The organism is Shewanella baltica (assembly GCF_900456975.1).
Classification (GTDB): Bacteria; Pseudomonadota; Gammaproteobacteria; order Enterobacterales; family Shewanellaceae; genus Shewanella; species Shewanella baltica.
This window is the reverse complement of the sequence record NZ_UGYM01000002.1, coordinates 2,167,979-2,193,418: the sequence shown is the minus strand read 5'-3', so window position 1 is coordinate 2,193,418 and position 25,440 is coordinate 2,167,979. Positions and strand designations below refer to the sequence as shown.

The 25,440-nt window shown below is 46.2% G+C and carries 23 protein-coding genes and 3 tRNA genes; 14 read left to right on the top strand and 12 right to left on the bottom strand.

What is annotated here, in order from left to right; all coding sequences use genetic code 11:
* Positions 1 to 34 precede the first annotated feature (34 nt).
* From earP to DYH48_RS09810, 5 genes are all read right to left on the bottom strand, one after another.
* A complete protein-coding gene (gene earP, locus DYH48_RS09830) occupies positions 35 to 1,213 on the bottom strand; it encodes an elongation factor P maturation arginine rhamnosyltransferase EarP (protein WP_115334655.1) in 1,179 nt (392 codons plus the stop codon).
* Between the two features lie 112 nt (positions 1,214 to 1,325).
* Positions 1,326 to 1,853 carry a flavodoxin FldA gene (gene fldA / locus DYH48_RS09825; RefSeq protein WP_006081576.1) on the bottom strand — a complete coding sequence of 176 codons (528 nt, stop codon included), beginning with the start codon at positions 1,851 to 1,853 and terminating at the stop codon, positions 1,326 to 1,328.
* 54 nt (positions 1,854 to 1,907) lie between these two features.
* A complete protein-coding gene (ybfE, locus tag DYH48_RS09820; RefSeq protein ID WP_006081577.1) occupies positions 1,908 to 2,180 on the bottom strand; it encodes a LexA regulated protein in 273 nt (90 codons plus the stop codon).
* A 10-nt stretch (positions 2,181 to 2,190) separates the two neighbouring features.
* Entirely contained in the window at positions 2,191 to 2,412 is a 222-nt protein-coding gene (locus DYH48_RS09815) for a DUF2788 domain-containing protein (protein WP_006081578.1), read from the bottom strand.
* A 101-nt stretch (positions 2,413 to 2,513) separates the two neighbouring features.
* Positions 2,514 to 3,290 carry an alpha/beta fold hydrolase gene (locus DYH48_RS09810; RefSeq protein ID WP_115334654.1) on the bottom strand — a complete coding sequence of 259 codons (777 nt, stop codon included), beginning with the start codon at positions 3,288 to 3,290 and terminating at the stop codon, positions 2,514 to 2,516.
* Positions 3,291 to 3,587: 297 nt separating this feature from the next.
* Here DYH48_RS09810 and seqA point away from each other — a divergent pair, with 297 nt between their 5' ends.
* Both seqA and pgm read left to right on the top strand, forming a co-directional pair.
* Complete coding sequence (seqA, locus tag DYH48_RS09805; RefSeq protein WP_115334653.1) at positions 3,588 to 4,115, top strand: replication initiation negative regulator SeqA; 528 nt, start codon at positions 3,588 to 3,590, stop codon at positions 4,113 to 4,115.
* 82 nt (positions 4,116 to 4,197) lie between these two features.
* Entirely contained in the window at positions 4,198 to 5,850 is a 1,653-nt protein-coding gene (pgm, locus tag DYH48_RS09800) for a phosphoglucomutase (alpha-D-glucose-1,6-bisphosphate-dependent) (protein WP_115334652.1), read from the top strand.
* A 111-nt stretch (positions 5,851 to 5,961) separates the two neighbouring features.
* Here the strand turns inward: pgm and msrA are convergent, their stop codons facing one another.
* Positions 5,962 to 6,441 (bottom strand): peptide-methionine (S)-S-oxide reductase MsrA, encoded by a 480-nt coding sequence (msrA, locus tag DYH48_RS09795; RefSeq protein ID WP_012587710.1) that lies wholly within the window; start codon positions 6,439 to 6,441, stop codon positions 5,962 to 5,964.
* A gap of 342 nt (positions 6,442 to 6,783) precedes the next feature.
* Between msrA and astE the strand changes: the two genes are divergently transcribed.
* From astE to nadA, 5 genes are all read left to right on the top strand, one after another.
* Entirely contained in the window at positions 6,784 to 7,818 is a 1,035-nt protein-coding gene (gene astE, locus DYH48_RS09790; RefSeq protein ID WP_115334651.1) for a succinylglutamate desuccinylase, read from the top strand.
* A 162-nt stretch (positions 7,819 to 7,980) separates the two neighbouring features.
* Positions 7,981 to 9,159: a thiamine pyrophosphate-dependent dehydrogenase E1 component subunit alpha gene (locus DYH48_RS09785; RefSeq protein WP_107404477.1), complete on the top strand. Its 1,179-nt coding sequence runs from the start codon at positions 7,981 to 7,983 to the stop codon at positions 9,157 to 9,159.
* Positions 9,160 to 9,162: 3 nt separating this feature from the next.
* Positions 9,163 to 10,140 carry an alpha-ketoacid dehydrogenase subunit beta gene (locus tag DYH48_RS09780; RefSeq protein WP_006081587.1) on the top strand — a complete coding sequence of 326 codons (978 nt, stop codon included), beginning with the start codon at positions 9,163 to 9,165 and terminating at the stop codon, positions 10,138 to 10,140.
* Positions 10,141 to 10,149: 9 nt separating this feature from the next.
* Positions 10,150 to 11,769 (top strand): dihydrolipoyllysine-residue acetyltransferase, encoded by a 1,620-nt coding sequence (locus DYH48_RS09775; RefSeq protein ID WP_115334650.1) that lies wholly within the window; start codon positions 10,150 to 10,152, stop codon positions 11,767 to 11,769.
* 133 nt (positions 11,770 to 11,902) lie between these two features.
* Complete coding sequence (nadA, locus tag DYH48_RS09770) at positions 11,903 to 12,970, top strand: quinolinate synthase NadA (protein ID WP_115334649.1); 1,068 nt, start codon at positions 11,903 to 11,905, stop codon at positions 12,968 to 12,970.
* Between the two features lie 137 nt (positions 12,971 to 13,107).
* Here the strand turns inward: nadA and gap are convergent, their stop codons facing one another.
* Together gap and DYH48_RS09760 are read right to left on the bottom strand one after the other, a co-directional pair.
* Positions 13,108 to 14,118, bottom strand: a complete 1,011-nt coding sequence (gap, locus tag DYH48_RS09765) for a type I glyceraldehyde-3-phosphate dehydrogenase (protein WP_006081590.1) — start codon at positions 14,116 to 14,118, stop codon at positions 13,108 to 13,110.
* Between the two features lie 201 nt (positions 14,119 to 14,319).
* On the bottom strand, positions 14,320 to 15,219 hold the full coding sequence (locus tag DYH48_RS09760; RefSeq protein WP_115334648.1) for a DUF2989 domain-containing protein: 900 nt from the start codon (positions 15,217 to 15,219) through the stop codon (positions 14,320 to 14,322).
* A gap of 203 nt (positions 15,220 to 15,422) precedes the next feature.
* On the opposite strand from DYH48_RS09760, the gene DYH48_RS09755 reads away from it, so the two are divergent.
* The 5 genes from DYH48_RS09755 to DYH48_RS09735 all read left to right on the top strand — a co-directional run bounded on the left by DYH48_RS09755 (position 15,423) and on the right by DYH48_RS09735 (position 19,159).
* Positions 15,423 to 16,856: a glyceraldehyde-3-phosphate dehydrogenase gene (locus DYH48_RS09755; RefSeq protein ID WP_011839899.1), complete on the top strand. Its 1,434-nt coding sequence runs from the start codon at positions 15,423 to 15,425 to the stop codon at positions 16,854 to 16,856.
* 384 nt (positions 16,857 to 17,240) lie between these two features.
* Positions 17,241 to 17,316: transfer RNA gene (locus DYH48_RS09750), tRNA-Gly, on the top strand.
* Positions 17,317 to 17,339: 23 nt separating this feature from the next.
* A tRNA-Cys gene (locus DYH48_RS09745) sits at positions 17,340 to 17,413 on the top strand.
* Between the two features lie 49 nt (positions 17,414 to 17,462).
* A tRNA-Leu gene (locus DYH48_RS09740) sits at positions 17,463 to 17,549 on the top strand.
* A gap of 416 nt (positions 17,550 to 17,965) precedes the next feature.
* On the top strand, positions 17,966 to 19,159 hold the full coding sequence (locus DYH48_RS09735) for an amino acid aminotransferase (RefSeq protein ID WP_115334647.1): 1,194 nt from the start codon (positions 17,966 to 17,968) through the stop codon (positions 19,157 to 19,159).
* 118 nt (positions 19,160 to 19,277) lie between these two features.
* On the opposite strand, the gene DYH48_RS09730 is transcribed toward DYH48_RS09735, so the two are convergent.
* A complete protein-coding gene (locus DYH48_RS09730; RefSeq protein ID WP_063884420.1) occupies positions 19,278 to 20,216 on the bottom strand; it encodes a YvcK family protein in 939 nt (312 codons plus the stop codon).
* Positions 20,217 to 20,804: 588 nt separating this feature from the next.
* On the opposite strand from DYH48_RS09730, the gene DYH48_RS09725 reads away from it, so the two are divergent.
* Positions 20,805 to 21,617, top strand: coding sequence for a glucosaminidase domain-containing protein (locus DYH48_RS09725; RefSeq protein WP_115334646.1), 813 nt, complete (start codon positions 20,805 to 20,807; stop codon positions 21,615 to 21,617).
* Positions 21,610 to 22,233, top strand: a complete 624-nt coding sequence (locus DYH48_RS09720; RefSeq protein WP_063884421.1) for a DUF2987 domain-containing protein — start codon at positions 21,610 to 21,612, stop codon at positions 22,231 to 22,233. The genes DYH48_RS09725 and DYH48_RS09720 overlap by 8 nt, the downstream gene beginning before the upstream one ends.
* 200 nt (positions 22,234 to 22,433) lie before the next feature.
* Here the strand turns inward: DYH48_RS09720 and ttcA are convergent, their stop codons facing one another.
* The 3 genes from ttcA to etrA all read right to left on the bottom strand — a co-directional run bounded on the left by ttcA (position 22,434) and on the right by etrA (position 25,424).
* The gene (gene ttcA / locus DYH48_RS09715) at positions 22,434 to 23,402 is read right to left on the bottom strand and encodes a tRNA 2-thiocytidine(32) synthetase TtcA (RefSeq protein WP_172481176.1); all 969 of its coding nucleotides are present in this window, start codon (positions 23,400 to 23,402) and stop codon (positions 22,434 to 22,436) included.
* 78 nt (positions 23,403 to 23,480) lie between these two features.
* Complete coding sequence (gene uspE, locus DYH48_RS09710) at positions 23,481 to 24,413, bottom strand: universal stress protein UspE (RefSeq protein ID WP_006081598.1); 933 nt, start codon at positions 24,411 to 24,413, stop codon at positions 23,481 to 23,483.
* A gap of 258 nt (positions 24,414 to 24,671) precedes the next feature.
* Positions 24,672 to 25,424: an electron transport transcriptional regulator EtrA gene (gene etrA / locus DYH48_RS09705; RefSeq protein WP_006081599.1), complete on the bottom strand. Its 753-nt coding sequence runs from the start codon at positions 25,422 to 25,424 to the stop codon at positions 24,672 to 24,674.
* Positions 25,425 to 25,440 lie beyond the last annotated feature (16 nt).

The window sequence follows — 25,440 nt, the reverse complement described above, 5'->3', positions numbered from 1 at the left end:
CTATATTTAGATTTTTCTGTTTTCGCGCAGTATCTTAGCTGTTTTTAACGAACTGAACTAGTCGAGTAGCGAGATCTGCAGCATTTAATGCATTAATTGGCCATTGTTTAGCATGGTGCAACAAGGGCAAATTAACAGGATTAAGGTTTTGCCAGTGAAGGCTCACGGCAGATTGCTGTGCTTGGTTGAACGCAAGATTCAATTCAGACCAATAACAAGCAATTTTAGGTGGCAGATTATCGCAGTAAAGTTTGAGAAAAGCTTCTAATTTTACGAGGTGATAATCATCTTCTTGGGGATAAATGTGCCAAATGAAGGGTTTTGCGGCCCATTGGGCGCGTAAAAAGGAATCTTCACCGCGGACGATATTAAAATCGCAGCTCCAGAGCAGACGATCAAACCCCTGTTGGTCTGTCATGGGTAAAATATGCAGGGTTAAATTGCCATGATTTATTTGCTGACCCGGCACTAGCGCGGCAATATCACAGGGCAGTAACTGCTTCAGACTGTTTAAGCTGCGACCCTTGGGGATCAACGCATGGATTTTCTCGGCCGATTGCTGCCATAACTCGCATAACGCCGGCAGTGCCTCGGTTTCATAGCTAAAGATGCTAATCACAGTATCTTGAGCCTCAATCCCCCTAAGACCTAGCTGACTAAAAAGCTGTAATTTGTTAGCTGAGTTAGCTTGCCAAGCATCGCGCTCGGCAAACAAATCTTGCTCGCAGATGAGCCCACCGGTTTTTGCGCCAAAGCCCGGGAAGTAAAAATACTTCTTTAAACCATTGGCTTGTAATGAAGGCAAACCATGGCAGCCTTCGACCCAATCCTCAGCGCTTAAATATTCTAAATTCAACCAGATAGGCACAGATTCGGGGGCGTTCTGATGTAAATAAACCAACTGCGCTTTTACCTGTTCGGGTAATTCACAGGCAAAGGCTTCGATGAGTATTTCCCCTGCGACAAACGCTACGGCTAAAGGCTTAGTCCAATGAATAATATTCACACCATTGAAGCTTTGAGCGTTTTTTAGTGGATCGAGTGTCGGTAATATGTGCGAGAAGCTTGCGAGGTCGTCGACCCACAAATTAACGGGAATCTGGTACTCATTAGCCATTTGTTTGGCTAAACGCCAAGTGACGCCAATATCGCCATAGTTATCGACGACGGTACAAAAGATATCCCAATGGGTGGAGCGGGGTGTGTTGGTCATGAGTGTGGTATGTCGTTATTCTTAGTTACAACAAGTAGATAATTGAAACAAGTAGAAATATAAGCATAAAAAAAGCGGCGTTAAGGCCGCTTTAATCGAATAGTTAGCCCAATTAGTCTTCTAATTCAGCTAAGCACATTTCTTCGTAAATTTGCTTAACCCAAGCATCGACACGCTCTTCGGTCAGCTCTGGCTGACGATCTTCATCGATACCTAAACCAATAAAGTGGTCGTCATCAACTTGACCTTTAGAGGCTTCGAAGTTGTAGCTTGCAGTTGGCCAGTGACCAATGATGATACCACCACGCGCCTGAACGATATCGCCAACCATGCCCATGGCATCAAGGAAATACTCAGCGTAGTCTTCTTGATCACCACAACCAAAAATAGCGACAAGTTTGTCAGTAAAATCAATTTGCTCTAATTCAGGGAAGAAATCGTCCCAGTCACATTGAGCTTCGCCGTAATACCAGGTTGGGATGCCGAACAGCAGCAAGTCATACTCTGCAATCTGTTCTTTGGTACTTTTGGCGATATCTTTCACCTCAACCATTTTTTTACCCAGTTTTTTCTGGATCATCTTGGCTACGGCTTCGGTGTTACCTGTGTCGCTACCGAAAAAAAGACCTACAGTTGCCATTGTCTATCCTTTAATGTCTAGTTCACTTATTACGTTAATCTTGCTGGTACTCGTTCAGCACTCAACTTGTTGCTGAAGAATTAATTCGATTAACTGGCTACGGCTGATGTTACTGGCCAATGCCTGCTCATTCAAGGCGTCATACAAATCTTGTGACACCTTTAACTCTATTCGCTTTAATCCGTTGGCTTTATCGCGCTGGATTTGATTGCGTTTGTTGACCTTAAGCTGCTGGCTACGGGACAAAGGATTACTTCGTGGGCGGCCCCGGCGCTTTTCATTGGCAAAAAGGTCAATGGTGGTTCTGTCTGTCGCTTCTTTTGCCATGTTCTTATTGTTAACCGATCCCTGAGCCTTCCCAAGTGATCTGGATAATACCTTTTACAATAAACCCGGCGCAGCCGAGAAATAACACTAACCAAACAATAAATCGACCAAATTTCGGCACGTTACCTTGTTTAAGCACATCGTGGATGGCCATGCCGATAAAGAAAAATATCGAGGCAAAAAACAGGTTCAGGCCGATGGTTTCAATTTGTTCCATGTACTGAGATAACATACTTTCTTAGTCCTCGAGAGTGTTCTAAGGCCAAAAGAGGCGCGAATATATCACATCAAGATGGCGGCTGCCATATGCTTTAGGTCGAGTTTGCTGCTGATTTACATTGCTTGTTTGTCAATAAATTCAGACACAATCCGGTTAAAGATGGCGGGTTTCTGTGCATGTAACCAATGACCACAGCCTTCGAGGGTTTTCGCCTGCGCCGCAGGGAATTGCGCCATGATAGCGCTTCTGTGCTCACCAGTGACATAATTTGAGTCACCACCACGAATAAATAGACTCGGGCCGCTATAGCTTTGTACTGGATTTGGCGCCTGATTGTGCCAACCAATAATATTGGGATAACAAGCCTTTAGCCCACTTAAGTTCAGCTTCCAACGAAAGCCCGTATCGGTACGTTGCAGGTTTTTGAGTAAAAACTGCGCCGTGGCTTCGTCGATACCTTTGTCAATCAAGTGGTTAAGGGCAAAGTGTCTGTCGGTATGACCTTCTAAGGGCAGACTTGCTAATGCGGCAAACACTGTATCGTGTCTTGGCTCATAGGCGACGGGGGCAATATCTGCTGCCACCATGCTGATAATGCGCTCTGGATGAGCTAACGCTGTCGCCATGGCGATTTTACCGCCCATGGAGTGACCCACTATATGAGCGCGTTCAATAGCCAGTTCGTCGAGTAATGCAACCATGGCCGTGGCGAGGCGAGGGTAATCCATCTCATCCCAATGCTCACTTAACCCATGATTGGGCACATCGACACGAATAACCTGATACTGGCTTTCTAATACTTGCCCTAGGCCTTTGAGGTTATCTAGGTTGCCGAACAAGCCGTGGATCAATAGTACTGCGGATCCTTGGCCTGTAGAAACAAAGTTCATGGTGATTCCTGTTGGATATGTTTAGCTTAACGTGGCGCGAATTGTGCCCTTAATGCCGTTGGCTTGACAAGTCAGTTGCTACTTTGGCGTGTATGCGGCGATGAACTTGGGCGCTTTTTCGGCAATTGTCGATTATCTGCTAGTTTGCTGTGCTATTTCACGCATTTTTAGAATAATGACGCTTTATCAGATTGATAGACATGGATACACTGGTAACCGATCGCAATGATCTGCCCCGATCGCTGTGGTACACTTTTTTCGGTTAAGCCTGTCGAATAACAAAGGATAATTAAGGTTATGAAATATATCGAAGTTGATGAAGAGCTCTATCGTCATATTGCCAGCAAAACAGAACGTATTGGTGAGAGCGCCTCTGACATTCTTCGTCGATTACTCGGCCTGTCCGTCGATGCGGTCGAACCACCTCAGCCTTTGGCGATAAGCCAACCAAGTTTAGAGGCTGAGCCGATTCAAGCTGCACTTGCTGTGAATGACTTCAGTCGCTTAGTCGATGAACATCTGTTATCGCAACAAAAAGGCGCGGTAGGGCGTTTCCTCTTTTTGCTCGAAAGTCTGTATCAATTAGCCCCAGAGCAGTTCTCGCAAATTCTGCAGATCCAAGGGCGCGATCGTTTGTATTTTGCCCGTTCGAAAGAGCAATTACTCGAAGCGAGTGCCTCTGCGAATCCTAAAGAAATCGGTACCAGTGGATTCTGGGTGACAAGCAACAACAATACCGCCAAGAAACGCACCATTTTATCTGAAGTCTTAGTGCAATTTGGTTGTGATGCAACGGTTGCAGCTGGCATCGCCGAGCGCGTTTAATCCGCGGGTGAGCCATTTAATCAGCTATTGAGCTAGGTTTAACCATTGTTTTTAATTGTAATTGAGTGCAGGAGAGCTATAGGTGGCAATACATCAAAGGGCAGGACAAATCGCTAATCAGACGGATCTGGTCAATATTCCAAAACTGATGAGCCATTATTACAGCATCACGCCAAATATGGATGACGTACCACAATGCGTCACCTTTGGCACTTCTGGGCACAGAGGCTGCGCTTTTAATGGCAGTTTTAACCAACAACACATTTGGGCGATTACCCAAGCTGTGGTGGATTATCGCCAATCGGTGAATATCAATGGGCCGTTGATCCTCGGGATTGACACCCATGCGTTATCCTACGCCGCTTATTTATCGGCAATTGAAGTGCTGGCGGCAAATAAAGTCACAGTGCACATCCAGCAGAATGATGGTTTCACGCCAACACCAGTGGTGTCCCATGGGGTGATTTGCGCCAATCGCGAGGCCAATATCACAGGTGCTGCACTATCCGATGGTTTGATCATCACGCCTTCCCATAATCCGCCTCAAGATGGTGGGATCAAATACAATCCACCCCATGGTGGACCGGCCGAAGGTAATATCACGGCTTGGATTGAGTCGCGTGCCAATGATTACTTGCGCCAAGCGTTAGCTGGCGTGCAAAAATTAGCGTATGCCGAAGCACTGGCCTCAGGCTATGTCAACGCCATTGATTTGATCACGCCCTATGTGGCTGATTTAGAAAATGTTATCGACATGCAGGCGATTGCCAACGCTAAGCTGCGTATCGGCGTTGACCCGCTCGGTGGTTCAGGGATTTTCTACTGGGCACCGATTGCCGCGCGTTATGGGCTCGATATCACCTTAGTCAATGATAAAGTTGACCCAAGCTTTAGCTTTATGACGCTGGATAAAGACGGCAAAATCCGCATGGATTGCTCGTCTCCCTATGCGATGGCAGGGTTACTCGCCCATAAAGAATCTTATGATTTATGCCTTGGTAACGATCCTGACTATGACCGCCACGGTATAGTCTGCCCAGGTACCGGCTTGATGGACCCTAATCACTACCTTGCGGTCGCTATCGATTATTTACTGACTCACAGACCGGATTGGAGCGATACCTTAGCCATAGGTAAAACCTTAGTATCGAGTGCACTTATCGATAAAATCTGTGCTTTCCATGGCAAAAAATTACTCGAAGTGCCTGTGGGCTTTAAGTGGTTTGTCGATGGTTTAGCCGAAGCCACCATCGCCTTTGGCGGTGAAGAGAGCGCTGGCGCGGCATTTTTACGCCGTGATGGCACTACGTGGTGCACGGATAAAGACGGCTTTATTCTAGGGTTACTTGCCGCAGAAATTCTTGCGGTGACAGGTAAAACTCCAGGTCAACGCCATCAAGAGCTAGTAGAACAATTTGGCCAAAGTTTCTATAAGCGTATCGATAGCCCAATCAGTCTTGAAAACAAGGCCAAATTTGCGTTATTGAATGCAGAAACCTTAAATGCCACTGTGCTTGCGGGTGAGACAATCGAAAACGTGTTAACCCATGCGCCGGGCAATAATGCGGCCATTGGTGGCATCAAAGTGACTACGGCGAATGGTTGGTTTGCGGCGCGTCCATCGGGCACTGAAGCGTTATTTAAGATCTACGGCGAGAGTTTTATCAGTGAGCAGCATTTAGCTGAAATCATCAAAGATGCGCAGGCATTAATTGATAAGGCGCTGAACGCTTAACGCAGCAGTAGGTTTATAAAGTATTAAAAACAAACGCACTCAGTTTTGAGTGCGTTTTTGTTTATGTCTATTTAAGCTATGAGTATTAAACTCATGCTGATTTGACCGTATTTAGTACTCGATATGACAACTCGGTAAGTTATTCTTATCGATGTAATTTTGGTGATATTCCTCTGCCACATGGAACTGTTGCAATGGCACAATTTCAGTCACGATATGGCGTAATCCCCAACGACCTGAGCGGGCAAAAGCTAATTTTGAGGCTTCTGCCGCGGCTTTTTGTTCACTGTCATGGAAGAAAATCGTGCTGCGGTATTGAGTGCCTATATCTCCGCCTTGCATGTTCAGACTGGTTGGATTGTGGTTTTTCCAAAATACCTCGAGCAAGTCTTCATAACTTACCAGGGCAGGGTCAAATTCCACTTGTACCACTTCGGCGTGGCCCGTTTTGCCTTTTTTGACTTCTTCATAGGTGGTCGCGCTATTATTGCCGCCCATGTAACCGCAGGTGGCATTCGATACGCCATTCACTTGTCTAAAAAAATACTCTACGCCCCAGAAACAGCCGGCACCAAAGGTTGCTAACGCCATAATTAAATCCAATAGAAGTCTAGATGGCTAAGGATTGTGATAAAACTCGCGCGCAAAAGCAAGCCTCTAGCAGGAATATTTATGCTGGACGATTTTTCGATAAAGGCATGGGAAATTTACACTCGGCATAGCAAAGCGCCGCGTTGATCTTATTCCGTTCAAAACTGGGTCCTATGGCGATAAATGTCTGAGAACAGCATTAAAAACATGTGTTAGTATTGAAGCCGCTTTTTAAGGTGCGAGTCAGCCTAACCGCGGTGAGATGAATGCTTGAGTGGTTATTGCTATCTGCACTGATGCTATTGCGCCGTTACTGTTACACACCATTATAAGGAGAATTCTGTGTTACAAGCTCTGTTAGATTCAAAGGATTTTTTAGCGCTCACCTTAGCCCATCCTGAACAGTTCGATGGCGAGTTTTCATTTAGCTTAGGCGACCATACCCAAGTTGAAGTGTGGGATACCGGCGTTATCATTTTTGAGCCCGCCCAGAATGAAGGAAAAGATGTTGTCCTTTCTTGCGGTGTTCACGGTAACGAGACCGCGCCCATTGAACTCTGCAATGGCTTAATTAAGCAGCTTTTACAGCAAAAGATCATCGCGAAACAGCGCACTTTATTCCTGATTGGTAATCCATTAGCGATTAATAACGGCACGCGTATTATCGATGAGAACATGAATCGTCTCTTTAGTGGTGAGCATTCTACTCCTCCGGGATTAGTCAATCCTGAGCGAGTGCGCGCCAAAAAACTCGAAGCCTATGTCGACCGTTTTTATACTGCGGTTGCCGATGGTCGTCAGCGCATTCATTATGATCTGCACACGGCGATGCGCGCCTCGAAGCATGAAAAGTTCGCTATTTATCCCTATCGTCCAGGGCGTGCCTTTAGCGGCGAGCAAATCATGTTTCTAGCCGCAAGCGGTGTCGATACGGTACTTTTTCACCACGAACCGACCACGACCTTTAGCTATTTTTCCTCTGAACGCTACGGCGCCGATGCCTTTACCATTGAGCTTGGCAAAGTGTATCCCATGGGGCAGAACGACATGACGCGTTTTATTGCGACCCATGAAATGTTTATGCGCTTGATCACCGCTAAGCCGTTGGAGTTAGATGCATTTGATGCCGATAAGGTTAACTTGTATCAAGTGTGCCGCGTCATCAATAAACATTTCGATGATTTTGAATTTACCTTCGCAACCGATGTCGAAAACTTCAGATCTTTCCCGAAGGGCTTTGTATTAGCGCGGGAAGGTGGGCAAGAAATTAAAGTGGAACATGAGTTTGAGTCTGTCGTGTTCCCTAATGCCAAAGTGCCTATTGGCAATCGCACTGTGATTTGCCTGATCCCTGCAGTGAATGCGGACGTGCGTTAGGCTTGTAAAGCAATATATACATGCGAGGCAGGGATAACTTGTGGTTTGAGCTATGCCAATGGTTGATAGGTAGTTTACGTTAACGTAATGTTCGTCGGGCATATTCGTATAAACAGACGCATCAAAACGCTTTGGTGCGTAATGAGATAACAAGAGCACAATATGAGCAAAGCAACACTCAACACTGATACAGTGCACCGTGTCGGCTTCTTGGATAAGGCATCGCTACACATTCCTATCCTTCGAATTCTACAAGCCGACGGCACCACTTATGAAACCGCGGTTTTGCCTGTGATAGATGAAACCTTAGCCACTAAAATTTACGATACCTGTGTATTCACTCGGGTACTCGATGAACGTATGTTAGGTGCCCAGCGCCAAGGGCGCATCAGCTTCTATATGACCTGTACAGGTGAAGAAGCGGCGATTGTCGGCAGTGTGGCCGCACTCGATCAAGAAGACGTGATCCTCGCGCAATACCGTGAGCATGCGGCGCTGCGTTATCGCGGCTTTACCACTGAACAGTTTATGAATCAGATGTTCAGTAACGAGAAAGATCTTGGTAAAGGTCGCCAAATGCCCATTCACTACGGCAGTGCGGCATTGCATTATCAAACGATTTCTTCACCCCTTGCGACACAAATCCCGCAGGCGACGGGTGTGGGCTACAGCTTAAAAATGCAAGGTAAGCGCAAAGTTGCGGTTTGCTATTTTGGCGAAGGCGCTGCATCGGAAGGGGACTTCCATGCCGGTCTAAACATGGCCGCAGTATTGAAGTGTCCAGTGATTTTCTTCTGTCGTAACAATGGCTACGCCATTTCAACCCCAACTGAAGAGCAGTTTGCCGGTAACGGCATTGCGAGCCGCGGCGTGGGTTATGGTATGCACACCATTCGTGTTGACGGCAATGACATGTTGGCCGTGTTAGCGGCAACGCAGCAAGCCCGTGCCTATGCGATTGAGCATAATGCCCCTGTGCTGATTGAAGCCATGACTTACCGTCTCGGCGCGCATTCATCATCAGACGATCCATCAGGTTATCGCTCGAAAGATGAAGAAGCCAAGTGGCAGCAACACGATCCGGTTAAACGCTTCAAATTATGGCTTATCAACAAAGGTTGGTTAGCTGAAGCGGATGATGTGAAACTGCATGAGAAATATCGTGAAGAAGTATTGGCTGCGGTAAAAGTGGCTGAAAAAATTCCTGTGCCTATGCTGGATGAAATTATTGAAGATGTGTACGACAAGCCGACGCCAGTGCTGAGAAAGCAACTCGCCGATCTTAAAGAACATATCAAAAAATATCCGCAAGCCTATCCAAAAAGTGCAGGGAGACTATAAGCCGTGGCTGAAATGAATATGTTACAGGCCGTCAATGAGGCCTTGTCGATCGCCATGCAAGCCGATGAGCGCATGGTGGTTTTTGGTGAAGATGTGGGTCACTTTGGTGGGGTATTTCGCGCCACTTCCGGTCTTCAAGAAAAATTCGGCCGCGATCGCTGCTTCAATACCCCGCTGACAGAGCAAGGTATTGCCGGTTTTGCCAATGGTTTAGCCTCAAATGGCATGACTGCTGTGGCTGAAATCCAATTCGCCGATTATATCTTTCCGGCGTTCGATCAAATAGTCAACGAGTCGGCTAAATTCCGTTACCGTAGCGGTAATGAGTTCGATGTCGGTGGATTAGTGTTCCGTACGCCCTATGGCGGCGGCATCGCAGGCGGCCATTATCACTCACAATCACCCGAAGCTTATTTTACCCAGACACCGGGATTAAAAGTGGTTGTGCCACGTAACCCCGAGCAAGCCAAAGGCCTGTTGTTAGCGTCAATTCGTGACAAAAACCCAGTGATCTTCTTTGAACCTAAGCGTTTATATCGCGCATCGGTTGGCGAAGTACCAGCGGGCGATTATGAAATTGAACTGGGCAAGGCTGAAGTGGTTCGCGAAGGTAAAGACATCACCTTAGTGGCGTGGGGCGCGCAAATGGAAATCCTTGAAAAAGCCGCCGACATGGCCGCTAAAGAAGGGATCTCCTGCGAAATTATTGATTTACGCACCTTGTCACCCTGGGATATTGATACCGTTGCCGATTCAGTCAAAAAGACAGGACGTTTGCTGGTTAACCATGAAGCGCCATTAACTGGTGGTTTTGCCGGTGAAATTGCCGCGACAATCCAGCAAGAATGCTTCTTGTATCTAGAGTCGCCCATCAGCCGCGTTTGTGGTTTAGATACCCCGTACCCACTCATTCATGAAAAAGAATACATGCCTGATGCGTTCAAAACGTTTGAAGCCATCAAAGCATCAGTGACCTTCTAGGAGTCCGGTATGATTAAAGATTTTATTTTGCCGGATATTGGCGAAGGTGTAGTGGAGTGTGAATTGGTTGAATGGTTGGTCAAAGAAGGCGACACAGTCGTTGAAGATCAGCCGATTGCCGATGTCATGACAGACAAAGCCCTAGTGCAAATCCCTGCGCCATTTGCGGGCGTGGTCACTAAGCTGTATTACGCTAAAGGCGATATTGCGAAAGTGCATGCGCCGCTCTATGCCGTACAAATTGAAGCTGCCGTTGAAATCGCAGGTGAAGAATCTGCGACTGAACCTGCTGCGACGACTGCAAAAGTGACTGAGTCTGTGGCTGCAACAACTGCCAATACGTCATCTAGTTCATCCGTCAGCATTGAAGAGTTCTTACTACCGGATATCGGCGAAGGCATTGTTGAATGTGAACTCGTCGAATGGCTAGTGAGCGAAGGTGATTGGGTTGAGGAAGATCAACCGATTGCGGACGTGATGACAGATAAAGCGCTGGTGCAAATTCCTGCCATTAAAGCGGGTAAAATTGCCAAACTGCATTATCGTAAAGGTCAGCTGGCAAAAGTGCATGCGCCTTTATTTGCCATTGAAGTTGAACAGACGGCTTCTGCACCTGCAGCAACAAACACTGATACTGTGTCCAATGCGGCACCAACAGCGCAGACTGTGAATGCAGAACCTGCTCGCCAAGGTAAAGCCTTAGCCAGCCCTGCGGTTCGTCGGATGGCGCGGTCGTTAGATATCGATTTGAGCCAAGTACCTGGTACAGGAAAGCATGGCCGTGTGTATAAGGAAGACATCACTCGCTTCCAACAAGGCGCAAGCAATGTTTCTGCATCAAGTGCGACTCAGGTAAAAGAGGCGCCAGCTCAAGCGACGCAAGCATCTCAAACCCAAGTTCTAACATCGACAGTAACTCAACGCGCTGACACGGTTGAGCCGATTCGCGGCGTAAAAGCTGTGATGGCACGCATGATGGTCGAGTCGGTGTCGAGCATTCCGCACTTTACCTATTGCGAAGAATTTGATTTAACAGACTTAGTTGCACTGCGTGAAAGCATGAAAGTGAAGTATTCGTCCGATGAAGTGAAGCTGACCATGATGCCTTTCTTCATGAAGTCGATGTCGCTCGCGTTAAGTCAGTTCCCTGTGATGAATAGCCAAGTGAATGCTGATTGTACTGAGCTGACTTACAAAGCGCGCCACAATATCGGCATGGCGGTGGATTCTAAAGTCGGTCTCTTGGTGCCCAACATCAAAGATGTGCAGGATAAGAGCATTTTAGAAGTGGCGGCAGAAATCACCCGTCTGACCCAAGCAGCCCGCAGTGGCCGCGTGGCGCCAGCGGATCTGAAAGACGGCACGATTTCCATCTCTAACATTGGCGCCTTAGGTGGCACAGTGGCGACGCCTATTATCAACAAACCTGAAGTGGCGATTGTGGCCTTAGGTAAGTTGCAGACCTTGCCGCGTTTTAATGCGAAAGGGGAAGTCGAAGCCCGCCAAATCATGCAAGTAAGCTGGTCTGGCGACCACAGAGTGATCGATGGCGGTACCATTGCTCGCTTCTGTAATCTGTGGAAACAATATCTGGAGCAGCCGCAAGAGATGTTATTGGCCATGCGCTAAGCCGCTGGCACGCAGATTTGACAGTAAAAGGACGCTTTAGAGCGTCCTTTTTTATTTGCTTTGCATAAATGGGTTAATCTTTTGATTCCGATTACGTATAATTCTCGGACGTAGTTATCCTGATGGATGTGTTATGAGTCAGTTTGCCCCCAGCATAGAAACCATTGATTACCCGTTTCCGCCTAAGCCAGTTCCTTTGTCCGATGCGCAAAAAGCCGATTACAAGGCGCGTATCAAACAACTGCTCATTGAAAAAGATGCCGTTCTGGTTGCCCACTATTATACCGATCCTGAAATCCAAGCCCTTGCCGAAGAAACCGGCGGCTGCGTTTCAGACTCTTTAGAAATGGCGCGCTTTGGCCGCGATCACCCAGCAAAAACGTTAATCGTTGCTGGGGTCAAGTTTATGGGCGAAACCGCCAAGATTTTGAGCCCAGAAAAAACCATTTTAATGCCGACCTTAGAAGCCACTTGTTCATTGGACTTAGGTTGTCCAATCGATAAGTTCAGTGCTTTTTGCGACGCGCACCCAGATCATACTGTGGTGGTTTACGCCAATACTTCGGCTGCGGTTAAAGCGCGCGCCGATTGGGTGGTGACCTCCAGTATTGCCCTCGAAATCGTTGAGCACTTAGACAGCGAAGGTAAAAAGATCATTTGGGGACCAGACCGTCATTTGGGCAGCTATATTGCTAAACAGACGGGCGCAGAAATGTTGATGTGGCAAGGCGATTGTATCGTTCACGACGAGTTTAAATCGAACGCGCTGCGCGATATGAAAAGCGTTTACCCAGATGCGGCTATCCTTGTGCACCCTGAGTCTCCAGCCAGTGTGGTGGCGATGGCCGATGCTGTTGGCTCGACCAGTCAGCTGATCAAAGCGGCGCAGACAATGCAGAATGAGCGTTTTATCGTGGCAACCGATCGCGGCATCTTCTATAAAATGCAGCAGGCGGCGCCAGGTAAAATCTTAATCGAAGCGCCAACCGGCGGTAACGGTGCAACCTGTAAGAGCTGTGCCCACTGTCCTTGGATGGCGATGAACGGTCTACAGGCCATTGAAGCGTCACTCGCCGACAGCGATAAAACCACCCATGAGATTTTTGTGGATGAAGACTTAAGAGTTAAAGCGCTGATCCCGCTGACGCGCATGCTGGATTTTGCCAAGACACTGAATATGAAAGTGAAGGGTAATGCCTAAGCCCGTTTTTTAGCTTTTTCTCCGTTTGATAAAAATCCCCGCCATAGAGTGGGGATTTTTTATGGCTGGAATTTAAGGCAATATAAAGCCCCGCAAATGCGAGGCTTGATTGAGTAACGCAGGATCTAGTGACTAGATTACTTTGCGTTCATCAGTGCAACCGCGTTATCTAACATACGGTTACTGAATCCCCACTCGTTATCATACCAAGACATCACTTTCACTAAACGACCGTTTACACGGGTTTGAGTGGCGTCAAAGTTTGAAGAGAACGCATTGTGGTTAAAGTCGATAGACACCAATGGCTCTTTGTTTACTGCTAATACTTCGCTCAATGGCGCAACGCTAGCAGCACGTTCGATAATGGCATTCACTTCTTCAACAGTCGTATCACGGGCAGCGATGAAAGATAAATCCACGAGTGATACGTTAACTGTAGGTACACGAACCGCTAAACCGTCGAATTTACCTTGTAATTCAGGTACAACCAAACCTACAGCTGCTGCTGCGCCAGTTTTAGTTGGGATCATTGACAGTGCTGCAGCACGGGCACGACGTAAATCTGTGTGGTACACGTCAGATAAACGTTGATCGTTGGTATAAGCGTGAATAGTGGTCATCAGGCCTGATTCGATACCAATCTCGTCATTTAACGGCTTAGCAAAAGGCGCTAAACAGTTAGTGGTACAAGAAGCATTTGAAATCACTGTCATGTCTGACGTCAGCACGTTGTTGTTCACACCGTAAACAACGGTGGCATCGACGTTTTTACCTGGAGCAGAAATAATCACTTTCTTCGCGCCAGCAGTTAAATGTGGTTGAACAGTTTCTTTAGAAGTGAAGATACCAGTACATTCGAAAACCACGTCAACTTGCAATTCAGCCCATGGCAGTTTTGCAGGATCACGTTCTTGGAAAGTGAGGATCTTATCGCCATTCACATAAATCGCTTCGGCATCATGGTCAACTTTGGCATTGAAACGACCGTGAACAGAATCGTATTTTGTCAGGTGAGCGTTGATTGAAGCGTCGCCTAAATCATTAATAGCGACAATCTTGATTGGATAAGCTTTTTCGCTTTCGTACAAGGCGCGTAATACGTTTCTACCGATACGGCCATAGCCATTTATTGCTACACGGATAGTCATCTCATATCCCTCTGGTGATTATAAAATTCAACTGGTAGTAAAATTACCAAACTGACAGCTATCGTCAAGTTAAATCGGCATTTTACCGCTGTCTTGATTAACAAATTAGGTATTTTTTTTACATCGGTCGCGAAATCACCATTTTTTACGCGTTAATTGGGTAAAAAATTACAAGATGGCAAACATTTTGCCATCGATTGCTTAGTCTGTTTTTTCGACAGGCGCAGGCGGCACAGCCTCGGTTGTAGTTGGCGCTTGGTCAACCGCTTGAGGATCAAGCCATTGTCTTACTGGACTCTGAGAATAAGTCCCGTTTTTTAGCGCATCGATAAGGGCTTGGGCTTTTAAATCGAGTTCAGTCGCCAGCGTTTTATTGCCACCGAGCAAGGCTAGCATTTTTTCCTCTGAATACTTCTGCTGCGTAAGTAGTAAATTTGCCTTCGTCAGCATATAGGCTTTATCGAATACCTGTTGCTGGCGATAGGCTGATGCAAGCCCAAGTAACCAGTTAACGTCGAAATCATCGTATTGGATGTCTGCAAAGACTTTAAGATAGAGTTGTTGCGCTTTGATGGCATTTCGATTGCTGTAATAGGTGGCGACTTGGGCAAGTAAGAAAGAGTCAGTCACTTCGCCGGCGTTTTCATGTTCTAACAATCGATTTAACGCTGCGGTATCGCCAAAACGTGTCCATTGGTAATAGGACATGAAAGGATCTTGTCGCTCGCGGGTTTTATCTTGGAGCAAGCTTAAATTCTGGGTGCTTAATCTAAAGGCTCTGGCTCTATCAGCGGTGCGATTGGTGTGGATGATATGTTGCACGCCAGAGGCGAGTTCAATGCAGCGGCTGTAATCCTCAAGATAGGTCAATTGCAGATAGAGTTGTTTGCCTGTGGGGTTTTCGATGTCTTTTAACTCGTAGCGGTTCTGAATAAGTTTTGTTTTTTCGGCCAAACACCAGCCATCCTTATGCAAATCGGCACAAATTTCAGGATTATTTTTACAAATTGCTGAGATATTTCGGTCATTATCACAACCGAAAAGACCGAAAAAGCTCATCCCTAAGGTAAATGATGTAATTATTACTAGATTTTGTCTCAAAACACTCTCCAAACGATAATTTTTCTAATAAAATTACAGATTTACAGAAAATATCTTACTGGCAACAAAGCGCGACTTTCATTACAATGGCGCCGACCAAAACAGGGTTTTCCCTAAAACCCGCATTAGATTATTGGTCTTTTCGTCATGTTACTCAAACCTTTCAGTACATTTTATTGAAAAGTGAGATAAAGGATCTGTAAATGAGCGCTGATAAACACCTACAAAGTTGGCAAGAACGTTTTGAAATGGCAGAGGCAATGCAGCCTTTGTTAGGCAAGTTGTACCGTAACCAAGGCGTTGAAGTCGTGGTCTACGGCAAGCCGTTACTCAATGCTTCTACGATTGAAATCATTAAAGCGCACCGTTTAGTTCGTCGTCATGTCGGTGAAAAATTACGTTTACGCGAGAGTTTCCCCTTCGTTCAAGCTTTGAGCAAACTCGCAGTTAAACAATGTAAAGTGGATATTGGTAAGCTTGCAGTCAATTACTGGCGCGATCACACCGATGTCAGCGAAATTGAAAACTATATGGCAAAAGAGTTGGCCGATGCCATCGATCATGCTGATGATGTCGCACCGCGTGATGTCGTGCTGTATGGTTTTGGCCGTATCGGCCGCTTATTAGCACGCCTGTTGATTGAACGCACAGGTCGCAGCAATAAGTTAAGATTGCGCGCTATCGTACTACGTGGCGGTAAGAAAGGTGATTTAGAGAAACGTGCCAGTTTATTGCGCCGTGACTCAGTCCATGGGCCTTTCAATGGCTCTGTGGAAGTTGACGAAGAGAACAATGCCATCATCGCCAATGGTACCTATATCCAAGTGATTTACGCGAACTCGCCTGACGAAGTGGATTACACTAAATACGATATCAGCGATGCACTCGTTGTTGATAACACAGGTATTTGGAAAGATGAAGCGGGTCTTGGTTTACATCTTAAGAGCCCAGGCGCGAGCAAAGTGTTGCTTACAGCTCCTGCAAAAGGCGCAATCAAGAACATCGTTTACGGTGTGAATGAAGGCGACATTACCCCAGAAGACATTATCGTTTCTGCGGCAAGCTGTACGACCAACGCCATTACGCCGGTACTGAAAGCCGTGAATGATAAATATGGTATTGAGAATGGTCACGTTGAGACGATTCACTCTTATACCAACGATCAAAACTTGATTGATAACTATCACACCGCTGATCGCCGTGGCCGCAGTGCACCATTAAACATGGTAATCACTGAAACAGGCGCCGCTAAAGCCGTTGCTAAAGCACTGCCAGTCTTAGCGGGCAAGTTAACCGGTAACGCGATTCGTGTGCCAACGCCGAACGTCTCTATGGCCATCATCAGCATGAACTTGAATGCTGAAACCAGTAAAGATGAGCTGAACGAGTACCTGAAAGATACGGCGTTGCAATCACCACTACAAAATCAAATCGATTACACCGACTCTACTGAGATTGTATCGAGCGATTTAGTGGGTTCTCGCTACGCGGGCGTGATTGATTCACAAGCGACTATCGCAGAAGGCAAGCGTGCCATTCTTTATGTATGGTATGACAACGAGTTTGGTTACAGCTGCCAAGTAGTTGGCGTAATGCAAACTATGTTAGGTTTAACGACGCTATCTCTACCAGCATAAGTTAGCTGCGTAAATCATCAGCGTAAGTTATGCGGAGTCTTCAAAACTGCGCATAATCTTCACATAAAGCGCCCAGCAGGGCGCTTTTGTTTTTCTATACTTATGCAATTTAATTGGGTTCGACTCAATGCTCACATTCAACCACAGCTTTTCTGCCTCACTTAATCATCTGCCGCATCGGAGTCAGTATCGGCAAAAAAGCCTAAATTGATGAAGGAAACATCAACTTCGCGGACTTGTGGCGCTTTATTGGGCAAACGATGCGGCTTAGATCATTTTTTAAAAATTGTTGATTGACTCTGAGGTCTAAATCGGTAGAATGCCAATCCGCAGTCAGGGGAAAGCATGCCTAGCATGGCTTCTAATGATTAAGCGCAATGTTAGGCGACATTAGCTCAGTTGGTAGAGCGATACCTTGCCAAGGTATAGGTCATCGGTTCGAACCCGATATGTCGCTCCAAATTTAATGAATTTGGCAGTTTGGGCGCGATGGCAGAATGGCTATGCTGCGGATTGCAAATCCGTCGATCTCGGTTCGACTCCGGGTCGCGCCTCCATAGATTAACGTATTAATGACATGATTCCCGTCGTTAGTATAAAGAGTTTGCCCGAGTGGTGGAATCGGTAGACACAAGGGATTTAAAATCCCTCGCTGGTAACAGCGTGCCAGTTCAAGTCTGGCCTCGGGTACCAAAAAACAGAAAAGCCCTGACTCATGTCAGGGTTTTTTTGCTTTATCGCATCACAAAGCCCGAACTCCACAACGCTTCACCTCGTGTCATATCTGATCATTCTTAGGCTAGGTCTAGTAAGGATTGCCCACGGGTTCAGCTCGCATTTCCGGCATTCAGTATTGCGATGCCAGCGCGCGATTCTTTTCTACAATATAAAACAGCAGGTTTATGTGATCTAGATGTTATAAATAACTTTATATAAGTAATTTCATATTTCTGCTTGTAATTACATAACAAAAGACACTTTTTATTGGTAAATCTACAATAGCGTAAGAATTTCCCTAAGAAGGTGCTTAAGTAGCTATTACCCCCTTAAAGACAGTGGTATAAATAAGCCGAAATTTCCCCTACACGCGCATATTAGGATACGTAGTCATGATTTTCTCTCAGGTATTACTCGCACCCGCTGATCCGATTCTTGGTTTAACCGATACCTTTAAGGCTGATCCCCGTCAGGATAAAGTCAATTTGGGGGTCGGTATTTATAAGGATGAGGCTGGACAAACCCCAGTGCTGGCTTCAGTGAAAAAAGCCGAGGCTATTTTACTTGAGCAAGAGAAGACCAAAAACTACTTAGGCATTGAAGGCGTGCAAGCGTATAACCATGTTGTACAAACATTGTTATTCGGTGAGGGCAGTGAGTTAATCACTTCTGGCCGTGCTGCCACAGCGCAAGCCCCTGGTGGTACAGGTGCACTGCGTATTGCTGCTGAGTTTTTACTGCGTAATACCGATTCGCACACTATTTGGGTGAGCAATCCAACGTGGGCCAACCATCAGAATATTTTTGAAACCGCGGGTTTAACGGTTAAAGAGTACGGTTATTACAAAGCAGAAGCCCATGATATCGATTTTGATACCATGATGACGGACTTGTCTCACGCGAGTGCAGGCGATGTCGTGCTGCTACACGGTTGCTGCCATAACCCAACCGGTATCGATTTAACCTTGGCGCAATGGGAACTCATAGCCCAATTGTGTGCCGATAAGAAACTTGTGCCACTGTTTGACTTTGCATACCAAGGTTTTGGTGCTGGAATTGAAGAAGATGCCGCAGGTCTGCGTTTAGTGGCATCAAAAGTGCCTGAGCTGCTGGTTGCTAACTCTTTCTCTAAAAACTTTGGTTTGTACAACGAACGTATCGGCGCCGTAACTGTGGTGGCTGAAGATGCTGATGCTGCCGTGCGTGCCTTTAGCCAAGTGAAACGTACCATACGTGCAAACTATTCTAACCCGCCAGCACATGGCGCACTGATTGTCAGCACAATCTTAAATGACGCAGCCCTGAAAGCCATGTGGGTGCAGGAAGTCAAAGAGATGCGTGAGCGTATCGCCGAAATGCGTACCCTGTTCGTTGACAGCTTAAAAGCTGAAGGCGTGACTCAGGACTTTAGCTTTATTTCTCGCCAGAATGGTATGTTCAGTTTCTCTGGTTTGAACAAAGCCCAAGTGGCGCGCTTGAAAGACGAGTTTGGGGTTTATGTCGTTGGTTCAGGACGCATTAGCGTTGCAGGCATGACTAAGACCAATATGCCAGTGATCTGTAAAGCCATCGCCCAAGTCTTGTAAGGCTTATTAGGGTATAGAATGAGGCTAAAGGAATTTCTCTTTAGCCTTCAAACATAAAGGACAGCATTTGCTGTCCTTTATGTTTTTATTGTGTCAGTACGTGCAGGCTATACAGTGATTAGCAGCTAAGCGCGAGAGGTTCGTGCGATTGCAGCGTGAGCTCAGATTTGATCCGCAATAGGGCGCTTAATGCATCTAATAAGTTCGCTTGATCATGCAAGTTCGGGTTATGGCGATTCTTCAACGGAAAATAGTTGATCAGTGGCCCTAAACGCGTTTGTTCGCCATGACGTAACACTTTGTGAATGATGGGCTTGCCAATCACTTGATGACACCAAGCGATACGTTGCTCAATGCTAAATCGACCCGCGGGTGAGGCTTCTTCGGCCAGGTTATCGATAAAGATCACCTGCGCTTTAGTTGCGGCGAGGCTTTTGGCGAACTTAGGTAACAGCAGCGGCGGCATGATACTGGTTAAGAAGCTGCCAGGGCCTAGGATAACTAAATCTGCGTGCCGAACGGCCTCACAGGCTTCAAAGGTGGCATCGACCTGTGGCTCAAGGCAGAGCGCGATAGGCGCTTCATCCATACTGTCGACATTGATCTCCCCAAAGACTTTACTACCACAAGCTTGCAGAGCCACTAAGTGCGTGGGTTGCTCAGACATAGGGATCAGCTGAGTTTCAATCTTGAGTAAGTTACGGATAAGATTAACCGCTTCTAATGGACGAACACACAGTTGATCAAGCGCCAGTAAAATGAGATTACCCAGATTATGGCCGCTAAGCTCTGTTTCACCTTGGAAACGGTATTCGAACAGTTGTGAGCCGACGGAAGGGCGATTGGCCAGATGGGATAAGCAGTTGCGTAAATCGCCCCAAGCAATACAGTCCTGCTCTGCTCTGAGTCTACCGGTCGAGCCACCATTATCTGTGGTCGCGACAATCCCCGTTAAACGGCTGCCTAAAAAATCGAGTGAAGATAATACTCGGCCTAAACCATGGCCTCCGCCAATGGCGACGACACGTTCAAATTGATTTAACATCAAATGCTGCATCTGGGTTCTTCCTTCCTGAATACCCGAAAATATGAATGTTACTGTCATTACTGACTTACTTAACCTGAACTCGGGATAACGAGTGTCGAAAAATATAAATTTAACAAACTAAATTAATGCTATAAATGATTAATTTTAAACGAAAAATCTATTTTCTGACTGAATGCGCAGATTTTTTGCGCATATCAAGGCGCTCTGTCGTACGCCATAGCGAGCTATGGTTAGACAAAGCAACGCAGAGAGACCCGAAAAGATGCCTATTCAGCGGCTCTGCTTATCCCGAGCTCAGGTTACTTATAAAACAGGATGACGTAAATACTGCTGTGCAATGTCACTGCGTTAAGGAACCTTAGTATAAAAGCTCAGTCGAAAGCTTGCACCCATTATCGACTGTCATACGGCAAGCACATATGTATGGCACAGATAGGGCTCTAGAATGACGCCTCAGGCGCAATATTGTACCTGAGTTAATGAGCCTGGTACTTGATTTAATGACTGTGACGGTGGGCAAATTTCGTTAAATCTGACAATTAGCTTATAATCCGCCCTTTATTTGCCCAATACGGGCGTCACACTTAAGGTGAACTATTGAAAACGGGTAGAATCGGTTCGTTTACATTGGCATTAGCCATGGTCATAGTGGCGATTTTTGCATTGCGCGTTTGGATCATTCCAAACACGAATGATTCATCTACCATTGCGACCCAACTCGTTGACGCTGTCGATCCTGTTACGCAAGTTCCTGACTTTTCTGCGATCAACGATATCACCGAAAAGAAGAAAGCCTTTTTTGATTTTCTGCGGCCGATTGTGCAGCAGCAGAATGCCATCATCTCGATAGAACGTGAGTTTGTCAGTGAAATGCTCGCTTTGGTTGAGAATGGCAAGAGTTTATCTGAGACCCAACTCGGGCAGCTCAATACGCTATTCGACAAATACCAATATGCGGCGCGAAACGTCGATGCTAAATCCTTAGCAAGCTTACTAAAGCGCGTCGATATTGTGCCTGAATCTATGGTGCTTATCCAAGCCGCGAATGAATCCGGTTGGGGCAGCTCACGTTTTGCCCGTGAAGGCTTTAACTTTTTTGGTGAATGGTGTTTTACTGCTGGCTGCGGCATAGTGCCATCTTCACGGGGATCTGGTAAGAGCCATGAGGTGAAAGTGTTTTCATCGGTCGACGAGTCCGTTTCGTCCTACATGCGCAATTTAAATTCCAATACAGCCTATGCGCTATTTCGTTCTATCCGTGCCGATTTACGCTCACAGGAGCTAGAGCCGACAGCGGATCAATTGATTTATGGACTCGTGAATTATTCTGAAAGACAAGAAGCTTATATTGATGAGCTGCTTGATATGTTACGTCATAATGAAAAATATTTGGTGAATGTCGATGTATAAAAAACTGTTGTTTAGTGGCCTCTGTTTACTGGCCACTAGCGCCGCTGCTGAAACTGTATCCCTTGAATATAAAGGTTTTTATGATAGATTAAAACAAGTCAACAAGGGCGGTTATCAACTCGTAGAAGTGGCTTTTAGTGTTCCAATGCAAAAGAACTGTTTGATCCAAAGCGGTTCTATTTCCAGTGAAAAAACCTCAACGCCACTGACGTATACCTATGCTCAGCGGTTATTTATTCCCTTAGATGATGATTTAAAAGATCAGCGTGCCTTGGTTAATCTCAATTTTGCTGGCAGTGCTGAGGGATGCGCTATCGCGATGCAAGTCAGAGCTAAGCAGACATTAGCCGAGTACGATAAAGCGCGTTTACAGCAAATTGTGACCGAAATGGACACGCTGCTTGGCGCCATGCAAGGCTTCCCGATGCGTTATTTTAGGGAGTCCATTGCCGGCCTTAACTTTGAATTCCAACCCGAGCAAGAAGTGTATGTACACCTTAATGGCCGTGAACAAGCCGTTAAGGGCAGTTATAAATTAGCTGCGAATGAGCTTGAAAACATCACTACGCTAAGCTTCAGTGCTCAGCCATTAGTGTTGAGTCCTTGGGTGAAGTGACCCTCTTTGCCTCGTTGAATTGACATCTTGAAATAATCGATTCAGAAGCACGGGCTAAAAGATAGTGTCGGCAGTCTTAACTTATTTTGTAGCCATAAAAATGCCCACTTAATGTGGGCATTTTTGTTTAGCTAATTTATCTTGCATACCTTGGTTGGGTTAACTTGTTTTACTGACTAGGGCGCTAAATTCAGCCTGAGTTAGACTTCATAAGTGTTAACGATATCAATGCGTTTTGCCGCATCCAAATCGATACGGCCGCTGTTGGCGATATCCAGGAAATCGAATGCGGGTAGATTGGCTTCGGCAACATCACCACGCATAGGCGCGTTAGGGTCACGCGTTAGAGACACAAAGTCGAACTGCTCAAGGTCAACACCCTGTGATGGTGCGGTGTTTTGCATGGCGGTGAAAATCGTTTCAATACGACCAGGGTACTGTCTATCCCACTGATTAAGCATGTCTTTGACTGCGGCGCGCTTTAAGTTTTCCTGCGAGCCACACAAGTTACAAGGGATGATCGGGAATTCTCTTAAGTTGGCATATTCTTCGAGATCTTTTTCACGGCAATAGGCCAGAGGGCGAATGACCACATTAGCGCCATCATCCGACAGTAGCTTTGGCGGCATAGCTTTCATCTTGCCGCCAAAGAACATGTTCAAGAACAAGGTCTCGATAATGTCATCCCTATGGTGGCCTAGGGCGATTTTAGTGGCGCCGATGCGCTGGGCAAAGCCATAGAGCGTACCGCGGCGTAGGCGAGAGCACAGGGAGCAGGTAGTTTTACCTTCAGGGATTTTATCTTTCACTATCGAGTAAGTGTCTTTCTCGAGGATGTGATAAGGCACATTGAGCTTTTCTAAATAGGCGGGCAGCACATGCTCAGGAAAGCCGGGTTGCTTCTGATCTAAATTAACCGCAATGATTTCAAACTGAATGGGCGCGCGTTGCTGCAGATTCATCAAAATATCGAGCATCGCATAGCTGTCTTTACCGCCACTGAGGCAGCACATGATCTTATCGCCATCTTCAATCATATTGTAATCGGCGATTGCGCTACCTACTTCACGACGCAGACGTTTCTGTAATTTATTCAGACGGGTAGTGTGTTTTTTTGATAATTCTTCAGACATAGGATTTGCCGTAACTTCAGATATAGCTTCAAGCATAAAAAAGCGCCCAGTAACTCAGTTTCAGGGCGCGTATTATTCCAGCTATCTTTGGCGGGGTAAAGTGCCGCGTATCGCTTAGGCTTCTTCTAACGGTGATTTGTAGCCGTCAGGTTTGATGGCCAGTAAATCGCAGTTGATACTATCAATAACATGCTCTGCAGTATTTCCAATCAGTGCTGCTGAAAATCCGGTGCGACCGACAGTGCCTAAGATCACTAATTCGGCATCGAGTTTTTCAGCAAGCTCAGGGATCACATCCTCTGGCAAACCTTCTTTCACATGGCAATGATTTGGATCGATATCATAAGCGCCAGCAAGGTAACTCACGCGTTGCTCATGCTGCATGCGAATGGTTTCGTTGTAGGACTGGGCATCAAAGTCTGGTAATTCAATGGCTAAGTTTACCGGCGTGCCGGGATAGCCATTGACTAAATGCACTTCGGCAGAGAACTTATCCGCTAAATCTTTTGCATGCTCGATGATTTTACCGTTAAGCATTTGATGATCGGTATCTTCGGTTGCCACATTCACAGCGCAAAGGATTTTTCCCGCTGCTGGCCAGTCATGGGCTTTCACCATCAACACAGGCACAGGTGCTTTACGCATTAAATGCCAATCGGTTGGGGTGAAGATCACCGCTTTGAGTTTGTCATGGGCATGGGTGCCTTTAACAATCAAATCGTATTGTCCTGAAATTGCATGATTAATAATGCTTTCGAAGGGGCGGTTATGCCAAATGACTTGGGTATCAATATTGAGTTGCAGATGAGTGTAAGCGGCGAGTAAGTCTTGGATCCAAGCGAGACGTTGATCTATGACGCCTTGGCGCATGGCTTCGCGCTCTTGATTCGACAGAATCGAAGTCATCTCATAGGAAAAGTCGAAGATAGAAAGAAACACAGTGACTTGAGCGTTGCATTTACTGGCCAAGGTCACCGCTCGTGCGAGGGCAACTTGATTCTCTGTGGTAGGGTCAACCACAACCAGTATTTTTTGATAATCCTTCATGGGAGGTTCCTTTAGTCATAGGCTCAATATCATCATGAGCCTTTGGCAGTTAGCTGTATTGTTCTAGATCAAACTCATTCGAAATTGATTAAAACTCGCTTAAAAATCATGCCTTAATCTGCATGACATGTCTAGCCAGTCCCAGTTTTTCAACTGAATTGTTCTTGCCATTAATGACAAGGACCTAGCGCGTAACTCTCTTGCACTTAACTATTATGCTGCACTCAACTTTATTGCAGCAAACACTCTTGCGGTGAACTATCTCGCTATGCGCGAATTACCCGCTAACAGATTCAGCTCTTGCGAGTCGAGGATAGTAATGTACTTACCCTTAACTTCAATCAAGCCTGATTTTTGGAAACGCCCAAGTAAGCGACTGATGGTCTCTACGGTCAAACCGAGATAATTACCAATGTCACCGCGGGTCATGGTTAAGCGGAATTCTTTGGGCGAGAAGCCACGGCTACCAAAACGATTAGCCAGATTACTGATAAAGGCTGCCAGACGTTCTTCAGCATTTTTCTTGCTGAGTAGCAGGATCATTTCTTGATCGCTCATGATCTCATTGCTCATCAGGCGCATGATCTGCTGACGCAATTTAGGCATAGTGCCTGAAAGTTCATCGAGGATATTAAAGGGGATTTCACAGACCATAGAGGTTTCGAGTGCCTGTGCAAAACTCTGGTGCAACTGGGCGTGGATACCGTCAAAACCAATCACATCACCCGCTAAGTGGAAGCCGGTGATCTGCTCATCGCCTTGCTCGGTAATAGTGTAACTTTTGATGGTGCCAGAGCGGATCGCAAACAGGGATTTTAACGCATCACCCGATTTAAAAATTTGCTCGCCTTTTTGGATCGGTTTTTTACGCTCAATAATATCATCGAGCTGATCTAGCTCACTTGCATTGAGGGTAAAAGGAATACAAAGGGTACCCATACTGCAATCGTGACAATGGATTGTGCATCCGCTAGCGGCAGGACGACGATTCTTATTTTGTTCAATTGTCATGTTGATTCTCAAGTTT

Coding starts and splice junctions, on each gene's coding strand:
- earP (WP_115334655.1), bottom strand. CDS start 1,213: ATGACCAACACACCCCGCTCCACCCATTGGGATATCTTTTGTACCGTC.
- fldA (WP_006081576.1), bottom strand. CDS start 1,853: ATGGCAACTGTAGGTCTTTTTTTCGGTAGCGACACAGGTAACACCGAA.
- ybfE (WP_006081577.1), bottom strand. CDS start 2,180: ATGGCAAAAGAAGCGACAGACAGAACCACCATTGACCTTTTTGCCAAT.
- DYH48_RS09815 (WP_006081578.1), bottom strand. CDS start 2,412: ATGTTATCTCAGTACATGGAACAAATTGAAACCATCGGCCTGAACCTG.
- DYH48_RS09810 (WP_115334654.1), bottom strand. CDS start 3,290: ATGAACTTTGTTTCTACAGGCCAAGGATCCGCAGTACTATTGATCCAC.
- seqA (WP_115334653.1), top strand. CDS start 3,588: ATGAAATATATCGAAGTTGATGAAGAGCTCTATCGTCATATTGCCAGC.
- msrA (WP_012587710.1), bottom strand. CDS start 6,441: ATGGCGTTAGCAACCTTTGGTGCCGGCTGTTTCTGGGGCGTAGAGTAT.
- DYH48_RS09785 (WP_107404477.1), top strand. CDS start 7,981: ATGAGCAAAGCAACACTCAACACTGATACAGTGCACCGTGTCGGCTTC.
- DYH48_RS09775 (WP_115334650.1), top strand. CDS start 10,150: ATGATTAAAGATTTTATTTTGCCGGATATTGGCGAAGGTGTAGTGGAG.
- nadA (WP_115334649.1), top strand. CDS start 11,903: ATGAGTCAGTTTGCCCCCAGCATAGAAACCATTGATTACCCGTTTCCG.
- gap (WP_006081590.1), bottom strand. CDS start 14,118: ATGACTATCCGTGTAGCAATAAATGGCTATGGCCGTATCGGTAGAAAC.
- DYH48_RS09755 (WP_011839899.1), top strand. CDS start 15,423: ATGAGCGCTGATAAACACCTACAAAGTTGGCAAGAACGTTTTGAAATG.
- DYH48_RS09735 (WP_115334647.1), top strand. CDS start 17,966: ATGATTTTCTCTCAGGTATTACTCGCACCCGCTGATCCGATTCTTGGT.
- DYH48_RS09730 (WP_063884420.1), bottom strand. CDS start 20,216: ATGCAGCATTTGATGTTAAATCAATTTGAACGTGTCGTCGCCATTGGC.
- DYH48_RS09720 (WP_063884421.1), top strand. CDS start 21,610: ATGTATAAAAAACTGTTGTTTAGTGGCCTCTGTTTACTGGCCACTAGC.
- ttcA (WP_172481176.1), bottom strand. CDS start 23,402: ATGCTTGAAGCTATATCTGAAGTTACGGCAAATCCTATGTCTGAAGAA.
- uspE (WP_006081598.1), bottom strand. CDS start 24,413: ATGAAGGATTATCAAAAAATACTGGTTGTGGTTGACCCTACCACAGAG.
- etrA (WP_006081599.1), bottom strand. CDS start 25,424: ATGACAATTGAACAAAATAAGAATCGTCGTCCTGCCGCTAGCGGATGC.